We start from the raw sequence: 13269 nt of genomic DNA, 5'->3' as shown, positions 1-13269 counted from the left end.
GTCACCTCCAGTTCGACGGAGCCTTTTGGATCAGACAGCATCATCCGCCAGTCACCTCCAAGATTCGGTTCCACACGATGTCGCCGTCGGGGTCGAGCCCTTCGTCGACGGCTTCCTGCCGCATCTGCAGCACCGCGGCGTAGTCGCGGGGAAGCACCTTGACGAACTTCGCGACGGTCGCGTCGAAGTCGTCGAGCAACTGATCGGCGAGCGTCGACCCGGTCTCGGCGACGTGCTGCTCGAGCAGGTCGCGGACGATCTCGATGTCGGCGCTGCCGAGCGGCAGCACCTCCAGCTCGCCGGTCGCGAGCGCATCGCGGTTGACGCGCTCGCGCTTCAGGTCGTACACGTACGCCGTGCCGCCGGACATGCCCGCGCCGAGGTTGCGTCCGGTGCTCCCGAGGATCACCGCGAGGCCACCGGTCATGTACTCGAGCGCGTGGTCGCCAACACCCTCGACGACCGCGGTCGCGCCCGAGTTGCGCACCAGGAACCGCTCACCGACGATTCCGCGGATGAACATGCTGCCCTGCGTCGCGCCGTAGCCGATCACGTTGCCCGCGATCACGTTGCGCTCGGCGGCGAAGACGCTGTCGCGCGGCGGCCGCACGACGATCTGGCCGCCCGACAGCCCCTTGCCGACGTAGTCGTTGGAGTCGCCCTCCAGTCGCAGCGTGATGCCGGACGGGAGGAAAGCGCCGAGCGACTGACCGGCCGAACCGGTCAGCGTGATGTCGATCGAGCCGGCGGGCAGGCCGTTCTCGCCATGGCGGACGGTCACCTCGTGCCCGAGCATCGTGCCGACGGCGCGCTCGGTGTTGCGGATCGGCAGATCGAGCTCGATCCGGCCTCCCCGCTCCAGCACGTCGCGGGCGGCATCGATCAGCTGAACGTCGAAGTGCTTCTCGAGCTCGTGGTCCTGGGCGCGGCCGTTGCGCCGCGGCGCCTCCGGTCCGAAAGCCGGACCGTGCAGGATGGGCGCGAGGTCGAGGCCCGACGCCTTCCAGTGGTCGATCGCGCGGTCCACATCCAGAAGCTCGGCGTGGCCGATGGCCTCCTCGAGCGTCCGGAAACCGAGGGCGGCGAGGTACTCGCGCACCTCTTCCGCGATGAACTCGAAGAAGTTGACGACGAACTCCGGCTTGCCCGAGAACCGCGCGCGAAGCTCCGGGTTCTGCGTGGCGACGCCGACCGGGCAGGTGTCGAGGTGGCAGACGCGCATCATGACGCAGCCCGAGACGACCAGGGGCGCGGTCGCGAAACCGAACTCCTCGGCGCCGAGCAGCGCGCCGACGATGACGTCGCGCCCGGTCTTCAGCTGGCCGTCGACCTGAACGACGACGCGCTCGCGCATCCCGTTCAGCATGAGGGTCTGCTGTGTCTCCGCGAGGCCCAGCTCCCACGGCGTGCCCGCGTGCTTCAGCGAGTTGACCGGGGATGCGCCCGTGCCGCCGTCGTGGCCGGATACCAGGATGACGTCGGCCAGCGCCTTCGCCGTACCCGCAGCCACCGCGCCGATGCCCGACTCGGACACCAGCTTGACGTGGATGCGGGCGCCCGGGTTGGCGCGCTTCAGGTCGAAGATCAGCTGCTTGAGGTCTTCGATCGAGTAGATGTCGTGGTGCGGCGGCGGCGAGATCAGGCCGACTCCGGCGGTCGCGTGCCGGGTGCGAGCGACCCACGGGTACACCTTGGTAGGCGGCAGCTGGCCGCCCTCGCCGGGCTTGGCACCCTGAGCGAGCTTGATCTGGATGTCATCGGCGTGCGTCAGGTACATCGACGTCACCCCGAACCGGCCGGAGGCGACCTGCTTGATCGCGCTGCGGCGCTCCGGGTCGAGCAGACGGTCGAGGTCTTCGCCGCCCTCGCCGGTGTTCGACTTGGCGCCGAGCCGGTTCATGGCGATCGCGAGGGTCTCGTGCGCCTCCTTCGAGATGGAGCCGTAGCTCATCGCGCCGGTGGAGAAGCGCTTGACGATGGAGGCGACGGACTCGACCTCCTCGAGCGGCACGGGCGGCCGCTCCCCCTCCTTCAGCGAGAACATCCCGCGCAGGGTCATCAGCGACTCGGACTGGTCGTCGACGAGCTTCGTGTACTCGCGGAACACGTCGTACCGCCGCGTGCGCGTCGAGTGCTGCAGGCGGAACACCGTCTCCGGGTTGAACAGGTGCGGCGACCCGTCGCGGCGCCACTGGTACTCGCCGCCGGTCGCCAGGCGCTCGTGCGCGAGGGCCGCACCCTCTGCCGGGTAGGCGCTCTCGTGCCTGGCGAGGTTCTCTGCGGCGATGACGTCGATCCCGACGCCGCCCAGCTTGCTGGTCGTGCCGGTGAAGTACTGGTCGACGAACGCCTGGCTGAGGCCGACCGCCTCGAACGCCTGGGCGCCCGCGTAGGAGGAGACCGTCGAGATGCCCATTTTGGACATGATCTTCAGGACGCCCTTGCCGAGCGCCTTGATGACATTCTTGACCGCCTTCTCCGGGGTCACGCCGGTGATCATCCCGCTGCGGACGAGCTCCTCGCAGGTCTCCATCGCCAGGTACGGGTTGATCGCCGAAGCGCCGTAGCCGATGAGCAGCGCGACGTGGTGCACCTCGCGGACGTCGCCCGCCTCCACGATCAGACCCACCTTCATGCGGGTCTCCGAGCGGATGAGGTGGTGGTGTACCGCAGCCAGCATGAGCAGCGACGGGATGGGCGCGAGGTCCTTCGTGGAGTCGCGGTCGCTCAGCACGATGAACTTCGCGCCGGCGGCGATCGCCTCATCCACCTCGTCGCACATCTCGGCGAGGCGGCGCTCCAGAGCATCCGGGCCTGCGTCCGAGCGGTACAGACCGCGGACCGTGGTGGTCAGCGTGCTGCCCGGCCGCGGGTCGATGTGCTGGATCTTCGCCAGCTCGTCGTTGTCGATCACCGGGAAGTCGAGCACGACCTGCTTCGCGTGCTCCGGGCCGGCGTCGAGGAGGTTGCGCTCAGGTCCGAGGCCGAGCTTCAGGGAGGTGACGACCTCCTCGCGGATGGAGTCGAGCGGCGGGTTGGTCACCTGCGCGAACTGCTGCGTGAAGTAGTCGAACAGCAGGCGCGGGCGCTCGGAGAGCACGGCGACCGGCGTGTCCGACCCCATTGCGCCGAGCGGCTCCGCGCCGGTCGTCGCCATCGGCTTCAGGAGGATGCGGACCTCCTCCTCGGTGTAGCCGAACGTGCGCTGGCGGCGCACGATCGAGGCCGGGGTGTGGACGATGTGCTCGCGCTCGGGGAGGTCCTTCAGGTTGATCCGGCCCTCGTCCAGCCACTCGCCGTAGGGCGCGCCGGCGGCGAGTTCCGACTTGATCTCCTCGTCCTCGATGAGACGGCCGGCGACCGTGTCCACGAGGAACATCCGACCCGGCCGCAGCCGGCCCTTCCGCACCACGCGGCTGGGGTCGAAGTCGAGCACGCCGATCTCCGACGCGAGCACCACCAGGCCGTCGTTGGTGACGACGTAGCGACCCGGGCGCAGCCCGTTGCGGTCGAGGGTGGCCCCGACGAGGGAGCCGTCGGTGAAGACGATCGCGGCCGGGCCGTCCCACGGCTCCATGAGCATCGAGTGGTACTCGTAGAACGCGCGACGGACCGGGTCGATCTCCGTCTGGTTCTCCCATGCCTCCGGGACCATCATCATGACGGCGTGCGGGAGCGGGCGGCCGCTCAGCGAGATCAGCTCGACGACCTCGTCGAAGGAGGCCGAGTCGCTCGCGCCCGGCGTGACCACCGGGAAGATGGGACGCAGGTCGCCGAGCAGCTCGCTCTCGAGCTGCGACTGCCGCGCGCGCATCCAGTTGCGGTTGCCCTGCACGGTGTTGATCTCGCCGTTGTGCGCGATCATTCGGAACGGCTGCGCGAGCGGCCACGACGGGAACGTGTTCGTCGAGTAGCGCGAGTGCACGAGCGCGAGCTTGGAGGCGAAGCGCTCGTCCGACAGGTCCGGGTAGAACGGCTCAAGCTGGAGGGTCGTCACCATGCCCTTGTAGACGAGAGTGCGGCTCGACAGCGACGAGAAGTAGAGGTCGAGCTCACGCTCCGCGCGCTTGCGCAGGAAGAAGGTCTGGCGGTCGAGCGCGATGCCCGAGGCCTGCTCGCCATCCTCCCCGGTGCGGGTGGACGCGACGTACAGCTGCTCGATGACCGGCATGGCCTGGCGGGCCAGCGTGCCCAGCTCCTCCGGGCGCACCGGCACCTCGCGCCAGCCGAGGACGGTCAGCTCGTGCTCGGCGGCGATGCCTTCGAGCGCCGTCTTGATCTCGGCGCGCTCCTCGGCGCTGCTCGGTAGGAAGGCGTTGCCGACGGCGTAGCGTCCTGCGGCCGGGAGGTCGAACCCGGCGACGGCGCGGAGGAACGCGTCCGGGACCTGGGTGATGATGCCCGCACCGTCGCCGGTGCCGGCGTCGGAGCCGACCGCGCCGCGGTGCTCCAGGTGGCGCAGCGCCTCGAGTGCCGCATCGATGATGTCGTGCCCGGCCGTGCCACGCAGCGTCGCCACCATGGCGAGGCCACAGGCGTCCTTCTCGTGGGCAGGGTCGTACAGGCCCTGCGGGCCAGGCACGGTCCCGAAGCGGGAATGGGGAGGCTTGAGCGCCATCTGTCGACCGTCCTCACAGTGTCGTGGATGTGGGGATGTTGGGGTGCGGGGACGCCATCGGCCCGATGCTTGGGAAGAGGCCCGCCGCATCCACCAGGCTGTGTGCGGCCCGGTCTCTCGGTGCGGTCAGGGGTGAAGGATGATCGCCTCGGCGGTTTGTCTACCGCCGCTCATGTGGCTTCGGATCGTCCGGAATCATCCGTTCGTGGGGCTTGTGGCCTTGGCCGAAGCGGACCCGGCAGGCACACCGTCGTCGTCGGCGGTGCCCTCGTCGTCCAGGTCCGTGTCGTCAGAGTCTACCTCAGCATCCGGGCGGACCCATTCACGGCCCGGCCGGTACGGGCTCGGCTCGAGACCGGTGTGCCTGCGCGACTGGACGATGAAGATGATGACACCGAGGACCACCGCGACGAAGGCGGCCCAGACGTTGGTCGGGATGCCGAGGAACGAGAACTCGCTCGGGTCGATGCGGATCGACTCCAGGTACGAGCGGCCGAGGCCGTACCAGATCAGGTACAGCGCGAGGACCTTGCCCCACTGCAGGCGGAACTTCCGCTCCAGCAGCACGAGCAGCACGACGCCGATGACGTTCCAGATGATCTCGTACAGGAAGAGCGGCTGGAAGAGCGTGTTGTCGGGTAGCCCGACCGGGATCGCCTTGTTGGTGGAGTCGATCTGCAGTCCCCACGGGAGGTCGGTGGGCAGGCCGAAGAGCTCCTGGTTGAACCAGTTGCCGAGGCGGCCGATCGCCTGCGCCAGCAGCAGGGCGGGGGCGAGGGCGTCGGCGAAGGTCCAGAACCGCAGGCCCGTCCAGCGGCAGCCGATCCAGGCGCCGACGGCACCGCCGATGAGCGAGCCGAAGATGGCGTTGCCGCCCTCCCAGATCGCGAAGACCTTCCACAGCGGGGCGCCGTCGTAGAAGTAGTCGCCCGGGTGGGTCACGACGTGGTAGAGCCGCGCGCCGACGATCCCGAGGACGATCACCGGGATCAGCACGTCGAGCAGCACGCCCGGCTCCGCGCCCCGCTTCGTCAGCCGTCGCGAGGTCCAGAGGGAGGCGACGACGATGCCGATCAGGATCATGATCGCGTACGTCTGGATGCGCCAGTGCAGACCGAAGACGTCGATCGGGATCTGCTGCCACTCGGGCCCGGGGCTCGGGATGCTGGTGAGCCAGCTGCTCATGGTGAGGGCCACCGGATGACTACCTTTCGATCATGGGGAGGCGACGTCGAGTCGCGAACTGCCCTTTAGTTTAGGACGCGGTCAGGAGCGGTTCGTGCCACCGGCGAGGGCGGCCGCCACGCGGCCCGCTTCCGCCACGCCGCCGTCGCCGAGCGCCTTGACGAGCGCGGAGCCGACGATCGCGCCGTCCGCGTACTCCAGCACCTCGGCCACCTGGGCTGCCGAGGAGATGCCGAGGCCGACGCAGGCGCTCGTGGCTCCCGCCTCGCGGAGCCGGGCGACGAGGGTGCGTGCCGCCGCATCCACGTCCGTCCGCGCACCGGTTATGCCCATGGTCGAGACGGCGTAGACGAAGCCGCGGCTCGCCTCGACCGCCTGCCGCAGGCGGGCATCGGTCGAACTGGGAGCGGCGAGGAACACGCGGTCGAGGCCCACACGGTCGGAGGCGGCGAGCCAGTCGGCACCCTCATCCGGGATGAGGTCGGGCGTGATGAGGCCCGCTCCCCCGGCCTCCGCCAGGTCGTCCGCGAAACGCTCGACGCCGTACTGCAGCACCGGGTTCCAATAGGTCATCACGAGGACGGGGATGTCGACCTGAGCGGTGATCTCGCGCACCGCCGTGAAGCCGTCGCGTAGGCGGAAACCCGCGCTCAGAGCCTGCTGCGTGGCGGCCTGAATGACCGTGCCGTCCATCACCGGGTCGGAGTACGGCAGACCCAGCTCGATGACGTCGACGCCGTTCTGGGCGAGCGCGACGGCGGCATCCACACTGGTGACGAGGTCCGGGAAGCCCGCGGGCAGGTAGCCGATGAGGGCTCCTGCGGCGTCCTCGTTCCGCCGGGCGATGGTCTCGGCGACGCGGCTCTTCGTTGCCGCGCTCACGACTGCACCGCGCCAGCGTCGAGGAGGTCGAAGTAGTGGGCGGCGGTCTCCATGTCCTTGTCGCCGCGGCCGCTGAGGTTGACCAGGATGAGACCCTCCGGCCCGAGCTCTTGCCCGAGAGCCAGCGCGCCGGCGAGGGCGTGCGACGACTCGATCGCCGGGATGATGCCCTCGGTCCTGCTGAGCAGCCGCAGCGCAGCCATCGCCTCGGCATCCGACACCGGCAGGTACTCGGCGCGACCGATCTTCGCGAGCCAGGCGTGCTCCGGGCCGACCCCGGGGTAGTCGAGCCCGGCGGAGATCGAGTGCGACTCGATCGTCTGGCCGTCCTCGTCCTGCAGCAGCATCGAGCGGGCGCCGTGCAGAACGCCCGGCCGGCCCTTCGTGATCGTGGCCGCGTGGCGCGGGGTGTCCGCCCCCTCGCCGCCCGCCTCGTAGCCGATCAGGCGCACGTCTTCGTCGTCGAGGAACGCGTGGAAGATGCCCATCGCGTTCGACCCGCCGCCGACGCAGGCGACGACCGCGTCGGGCAGGCGGCCGGTGAGTTCCTGCACCTGCTCGCGCGCCTCTTCGCCGATGATCTTCTGGAGGTCGCGGACCATCGCCGGGAACGGGTGCGGGCCCGCGACGGTGCCGAAGATGTAGTTGGTGTGCTCGACGTTGGTCACCCAGTCGCGCATCGCGTCGTTGATCGCGTCCTTGAGAGTGCGGGAACCGGTCTTGACGGCCACGACCTCGGCGCCGAGCAGGCGCATCCGGGCGACGTTCAGCGCCTGGCGCTCGGTGTCGACCTCGCCCATGTAGATGGTGCACTCCAGGCCGAACAGCGCGGCGGCGGTCGCGGTGGCCACGCCGTGCTGACCGGCGCCGGTCTCGGCGATGACGCGGGTCTTGCCGATGCGCTTGGTGAGGATGGCCTGGCCGAGCACGTTGTTGATCTTGTGCGACCCGGTGTGGTTGAGGTCCTCACGCTTCAGGATGATGCGGGCGCCGCCGGCGTGTTCCGCGAAGCGCGGCACCTCGGTGATGATCGACGGACGGCCGGTGTAGCTGCGGTGCAACTCATCCAGCTCGGCGTGGAACGCGGGATCGGCCTTCGCTTCCTCCCACGCCGCCGACAGCTCGTCGAGCGCTGCGACGAGCGACTCGGGGACGAACCGCCCGCCGAAGTCGCCGAAATACGGACCCTGCTCAGTGCGGAGGGACATCAGACTCCCAAGAACTCTTCGAGCGTGGCGACGGGGTCGCTCGTCACGAGCGCCTCGCCGACGAGCACCACATCGGCGCCCGCCGCTCGGTAGTGCGCGACGTCGTCGGCCGACTTCACGGCCGACTCCGCCACGCGGATCACGCCGGACGGGATGCTTCCGGCCAGACGGCCGAACAGGTCCCGATCCAGCTCGAACGTCGTGAGGTCGCGGGCGTTCACGCCCACGAGCCCTGCGCCGGTGTCGAGCGCCCGGCTCAGCTCGTCGGCCGAGTGCGCCTCCACCAGCGAGGTCATGCCGAGCTGGGTGATCAGCTCGTGCAGCTCGACGAGCCGCTTCTGGTCGAGCGCCGCCACGATCAGGAGCACCAGGTCGGCCCCGGCCGCGCGGGCCTCGAACACCTGGTACGGATCGCTGACGAACTCCTTGCGCAGCACCGGGATGGACACGGCCTCGCGGACCGCCTCCAGGTCGGCCAGCGAACCGCGGAACTTCCGCTCCTCGGTCAGCACGCTGATAGCGCTCGCACCGCCGGTCTCGTACGACACGGCGAGAGCGGCCGGGTCCGGGATGGCCGCGAGCGACCCGCGGGACGGGCTCGCGCGCTTCACCTCGGCGATGATCTTGACGCGCTCCGCCGGAGCGAGCGCCGCGAGGGCGTCCAGCGCCGCCGGACGGGCCAGCGCTGCGGCCTCCACCTGGGCGAGCGGACGCTCGCTGCGCCGCCGGTCAGCGTCCTCGAGCGCGCCGGCGACGAGGTCGGCCAGCACGGATCAGTGACCCTTCGGGGTGTACTTGGAGCCGCCCACTCCGTAGCCCGCGCGCTTCATGACGCCGCCGACGATGAGGCCGATCACCGCGAGTCCCGCGGCGGCCCAGACGATGATGGGAGCGTCGTAGAAGAACGCGATCGCACCGATGGTGAACGCCACCAGCATGATGATCACGGCGGTCCACGCCGCCGGCGAGTGACCGTGACCTGGCTCGACTGACTCGCTGCTCATGGGACTCCTGCACGTCGGGTGCGCGCTCGTTGCCTGCGCGCACGGGAATTGGAACGCATCCAGTCTAGTAGGACGCCGTCTCGTGGCGGCGTCAGCGGGTGGGGTCGTCGCCGCGGGTGAGCTCGTCCCAGCTGTCGATCGCGGTGTCGCGGTCGAGACCGCCCGGGCGGTCGACCTCCGGCGACTCCGCGGCGGCGCGCGCTTCGTCGTCGTCCGTCGCGGGAGCGGCGTCGGGCGTGTCGTCCGCCGCTTCGGCCATGACCTCGTCGGCCGGGCGACCGTCCTCGCCCGCGAAGCGGGTCTGGTACTTGCGCGACGGGCCGGGCCACAGGCGCGAGAACACGACCACGGCGGCGCTGGCGAGGATGATCAGCACCGCACCCACGATCGCCAGCCACGGCCAGAGCTCGGTCTCGACCGACTGCACGAGGCGCCGCACGGACGCCTCACCGGCCACACCCGTCGCGGTGGTGATCGCCGCGGACGAGGCGCCCACAGCATCCGACACCGCGGTGATCGCCGAGATCATCACCGAGACGCCCAGCAGCACGCCGAGCAGGGCCAGCACGATGCGGAATACCGGACCGGCGATCGCCAGCGCCGCCGTCAGGGCGAGACCGGCGAGCGACAGCGCCGTCAGCGCTGGTGCCGCCACGGAGCCGGCGACCGTGATCGTGCTGGCGTGGTTTGCCGTGTCGGTCAGCCGGATGGCGAACCACGGCTGCGTCGCGGCGAGGAGGGCGAGTCCGCTGCCCACGAGGAGCAGCAGCATCGTGGAGTACTTGACCCTGCGGCCGATCCCGCTCTCAGCGGCCACGGGACACCCGCTTCATGGCGTTCGCGACGGCGACCGCCCGCAGCGGCGCCGCCGCCTTGTTCTGCGACTCCTGGAACTCGCTCTCCGGCACCGAGTCGGCGACCAGTCCCCCGCCCGCCTGCACGCGCGCGACGCCGCCCATGATCGTGGCCGTGCGGATGGCGATGGCGAGATCAGCGTCGCCGGCGAAGTCGAAGTACCCGATCACGCCGCCGTAGACCCCGCGCTGCACCGGCTCCAGCTCGTCGATGATCCGCAGCGCCATCGGCTTGGGCGCACCCGAGAGCGTCCCGGCCGGGAACGTCGCCCGGAACACGTCGATCGCCGTCGCGTCCGGGAGCAGGTCGCCCTCGACCGAGGAGACGATGTGCATGATGTGGCTGAAACGCTCGATGCGCATGAACTCCGTCACTTCGACCGTTCCCGCCTCGCACACCTTGAGCAGATCGTTGCGGGCCAGGTCGACGAGCATCAGATGCTCGGCGCGCTCCTTGTCGTCGGCGAGGAGCGACGCCTCCAAATCGAGGTCCTGCTCCGGGTTCGCGCCGCGCGGCCGGGAGCCGGCGATGGGATGCGTGAACGCGCGTCCCTCCTGCACCTTCACCAGCGCCTCCGGCGACGAACCCACGATCTGGTACGCCTCACCGTCCGGCTTCTCCAGCGAAAGCAGGTACATGTAGGGGCTGGGGTTGAGTGCGCGGAGCACCCGGTAGACGTCGAGCGCCGGGGCGGTGCATTCGAGCTCGAACCGCTGCGAGATGACGACCTGGAAGATGTCGCCGTCGACGATGCGCTCCTTCGCCGTGACCACCGCGCCGAGGAAGTCGTCGCGGCGCGTGTGCGAGACGGCCTCCGCCGGGGTGCCGAGGTCGACCTCCTCGAGCCAGGCCTCGGACGGCTGTGCGAGCCGCTCCTGCATGGCATCGAGACGCTGCTGCGCATCCGCCCACAGGGTGTCCGTGTCGTCCGCGCCGTCGGCCAGCGCATTCGCGATCAGCTTGACCGTGCCCGACCGGTGGTCGATGACCACGAGGTCGGCCGCGAAGGCCAGCGCCTGGCCGGGCACATCCACATCGGCCGGAGGCGCGTCGGGCAGCCGCTCGATCTGGCGGATCGCCTCCCACCCGATGAAGCCGACGAGGCCACCGGTCAGCGGCGGGAGGCCCGGGATGCGCGGACTCTGCCAGCGGGCGTGCAGCGCCGCGAGGGCCTGCAACGGGCGGAGGGATGCGGCGGTGCCGAGCGCGCGCTCGGCCGGCAGGCCGTAGTCGAGCCAGCGCACCTCGTCGCCCTGCTGGGTCAGCACGCCGAAGGAGGCCGCGCCGACGAACGAGAAGCGCGACCAGATGCCGCCCTGCTCGGCCGACTCCAAGAGGAAGGTTCCCGGACGCCCCGCGGCCAGCTTCCGGTAGATGCCCACCGGGGTCTCCCCGTCGGCGAACAGCTCCCGGATCACCGGCACGACGCGGTGGTCGACGACCAGCGCGTCGAAATCCGGGCGGGAGGTCGTGCCCGCGGCCGTGTCGATCACAGGTCGCCCGCCTCGATCTCCGGACTCGCCCCGACGGCCGGCTCCAGCACATCCGCGTCGAAGCAGGTGCGCGTGCCGGTGTGGCAGGCCGCGCCGATCTGCTCCACCGTGATCAGCAGGGTGTCGCCGTCGCAGTCGAGCGCGGCGCCCTTCACGTACTGCACGTGACCGGAGGTGTCGCCCTTGCGCCAGTACTCCTTGCGTGAGCGTGACCAGAAGGTAACCCGGCCCTCGCTCATGGTGCGGCGGAACGCCTCCGCGTCCATCCAGCCCATCATCAGCACCTCGAGGGTGTCCCACTGCTGGATGATCGCCGGCACCAGCCCTGCATCGGTGAAGCGGATGCGCTCCAGGACCACGTCGCTCGCTGCCGTGTTCATCGGCGGACCTCCATCCCGGCCGCAGCCAGTTCGTCCTTCACCTGCTCGATCGTCAGCTCACCCTGGTGGAACACGCTCGCCGCGAGCACGGCATCCGCTCCCGCCTGAATGGCCGGGACGAAGTGCTCCAGCGCGCCTGCGCCTCCCGAGGCGATCACCGGGACGCTGCTGAGCGCGCGCATCTCGCGGATGAGCTCCAGGTCGAAGCCCTCCTTGGTGCCGTCGGCGTCGATCGAGTTGACCAGCAGCTCCCCCGCGCCCAGCTCGATCGCGCGGGTCACCCACTCCAGAGCGTCGAGGTCGGTCTCGGTGCGGCCGCCGTGCGTGGTGACCACGAACCCCGACGGGGTCGCAGCCGACCGCTTCACGTCCAGCGACAGCACCAGCACCTGTGCGCCGAAACGCGCGGCGATCTCGGCGATCAGCTCGGGCCTGGCGATCGCGGCGGAGTTGACGCCCACCTTGTCGGCGCCGTGGCCGAGCAGCTTCGCCACATCCTCCGGGCTGCGCACGCCGCCGCCGACCGTCAGCGGGATGAACACCTGCTCGGCGGTCGCCCGCACCACGTCGTAGGTGGTGGCGCGGTCGTCGACCGTGGCCGTCACATCCAGGAACGTCAGCTCGTCTGCGCCCTGCTCGAAGTACCGCCGGGCCAGCTCGACCGGGTCGCCCTGGTCGCGCAGGTTCTGGAAGTTCACGCCCTTCACGACGCGGCCCGCGGCCACGTCGAGACAGGGGATGACCCGGACCGCGACGCCCATCAGATCCGCGCCGCGTGAATGGAGGTGACCAGGATGGCGCGGGCGCCCAGCTCGTACAGGTCGTCCATGATGTGGTTGGTCTGCTCGCGCTTGATCATCACGCGGACGGCCACCCAGTCCGGCTCGCCCAGCGGCGACACCGTCGGCGACTCGACGCCCGGCGTAAGCGCGACAGCCTTCTCCAGCAGCGCGACGGGCAGGTTGTAGTCGATCAGCACGTACTGCCGCGCGACCATGACGCCCTGCAGGCGCCGCACCAGCGTGTCCACCCCGGCGGCGGGCGAGGCGGACGAGATGAGCACGGCCTCCGACTCCAGGATCACCGGGCCGAAGATCTCCAGCCCCTGCTTGCGGAGCGTGGAGCCGGTCTCGACGACGTCGGCGACCGCGTCCGCGACACCGAGCCGGACCGCGGACTCGACCGCGCCATCCAGCTTGATCAGGGAGGTGCTCACACCCTTGTCGGCCAGGAAGGCGCCGACCAGCCCGGGGTAGCTCGTCGCGACGCGCTTCCCTTCGAGCTCTGCGAGGTCGGTGAACAGCCCGGCGGGCCCGGCGAACCGGAACGTCGAGGCGGCGAAGTCGAGCGCCGTGATCTCGGCGGCGGGCGATCCCGAGTCGAGGAGCAGGTCGCGGCCGGTGATGCCGACATCGAGCGCGCCAGAGCCGACGTAGGTGGCGATGTCGCGCGGGCGCAAGTAGAAGAACTCGACCCCGTTGCGCTGATCGGTGACGATCAGCTCCTTGGGGTCGCGGCGGCCGACGTAGCCGGCCTCGTGGAGCATCTGCGCCGCGGTCTCGGACAGGGAGCCCTTATTGGGAACGGCGATCTTCAGCATGGTGGAGTCTTTCGTGACGTGATCGGACAAGTGGATGGGGTCGA

Annotated in this window: 11 protein-coding genes; all 11 read right to left on the bottom strand. The window is 70.1% G+C overall.

What is annotated here, in order from left to right; all coding sequences use genetic code 11:
- Positions 1–40 precede the first annotated feature (40 nt).
- The 11 genes from gltB to hisG all read right to left on the bottom strand — a co-directional run bounded on the left by gltB (position 41) and on the right by hisG (position 13225).
- Positions 41–4618 carry a glutamate synthase large subunit gene (gene gltB / locus AB4Z18_RS07605; RefSeq protein WP_441782077.1) on the bottom strand — a complete coding sequence of 1526 codons (4578 nt, stop codon included), beginning with the start codon at positions 4616–4618 and terminating at the stop codon, positions 41–43.
- Between the two features lie 195 nt (positions 4619–4813).
- Positions 4814–5803 (bottom strand): prolipoprotein diacylglyceryl transferase, encoded by a 990-nt coding sequence (lgt, locus tag AB4Z18_RS07600; protein WP_441782076.1) that lies wholly within the window; start codon positions 5801–5803, stop codon positions 4814–4816.
- 81 nt (positions 5804–5884) lie between these two features.
- Positions 5885–6685: a tryptophan synthase subunit alpha gene (gene trpA, locus AB4Z18_RS07595; protein WP_441782075.1), complete on the bottom strand. Its 801-nt coding sequence runs from the start codon at positions 6683–6685 to the stop codon at positions 5885–5887.
- Entirely contained in the window at positions 6682–7893 is a 1212-nt protein-coding gene (gene trpB / locus AB4Z18_RS07590) for a tryptophan synthase subunit beta (protein ID WP_441782074.1), read from the bottom strand. The genes trpA and trpB overlap by 4 nt, the downstream gene beginning before the upstream one ends.
- Positions 7893–8663, bottom strand: coding sequence for an indole-3-glycerol phosphate synthase TrpC (gene trpC / locus AB4Z18_RS07585; protein WP_441782073.1), 771 nt, complete (start codon positions 8661–8663; stop codon positions 7893–7895). The genes trpB and trpC overlap by 1 nt, the downstream gene beginning before the upstream one ends.
- Positions 8664–8666: 3 nt before the next feature.
- A complete protein-coding gene (locus tag AB4Z18_RS07580; RefSeq protein ID WP_441782072.1) occupies positions 8667–8897 on the bottom strand; it encodes a DUF6704 family protein in 231 nt (76 codons plus the stop codon).
- Between the two features lie 91 nt (positions 8898–8988).
- Positions 8989–9714: a Trp biosynthesis-associated membrane protein gene (locus AB4Z18_RS07575; protein WP_441782071.1), complete on the bottom strand. Its 726-nt coding sequence runs from the start codon at positions 9712–9714 to the stop codon at positions 8989–8991.
- Positions 9704–11245 carry an anthranilate synthase component I gene (locus AB4Z18_RS07570; RefSeq protein ID WP_441782070.1) on the bottom strand — a complete coding sequence of 514 codons (1542 nt, stop codon included), beginning with the start codon at positions 11243–11245 and terminating at the stop codon, positions 9704–9706. Before AB4Z18_RS07570 ends, AB4Z18_RS07575 begins: the two co-directional genes overlap by 11 nt.
- Positions 11242–11625 carry a phosphoribosyl-AMP cyclohydrolase gene (hisI, locus tag AB4Z18_RS07565; protein WP_441782069.1) on the bottom strand — a complete coding sequence of 128 codons (384 nt, stop codon included), beginning with the start codon at positions 11623–11625 and terminating at the stop codon, positions 11242–11244. The genes AB4Z18_RS07570 and hisI overlap by 4 nt, the downstream gene beginning before the upstream one ends.
- Positions 11622–12386, bottom strand: a complete 765-nt coding sequence (gene hisF, locus AB4Z18_RS07560; RefSeq protein WP_441782068.1) for an imidazole glycerol phosphate synthase subunit HisF — start codon at positions 12384–12386, stop codon at positions 11622–11624. Before hisF ends, hisI begins: the two co-directional genes overlap by 4 nt.
- Positions 12386–13225, bottom strand: a complete 840-nt coding sequence (gene hisG / locus AB4Z18_RS07555) for an ATP phosphoribosyltransferase (protein ID WP_441782067.1) — start codon at positions 13223–13225, stop codon at positions 12386–12388. The genes hisF and hisG overlap by 1 nt, the downstream gene beginning before the upstream one ends.
- Positions 13226–13269 lie beyond the last annotated feature (44 nt).

Origin of the sequence: Leifsonia sp. 2TAF2 (assembly GCF_052115085.1) — a bacterium.
Taxonomy (GTDB): Bacteria; Actinomycetota; Actinomycetes; order Actinomycetales; family Microbacteriaceae; genus Leifsonia.
The sequence above is the reverse complement of the archived record's forward strand: the minus strand, read 5'-3'. Positions and strand labels throughout refer to the sequence as shown.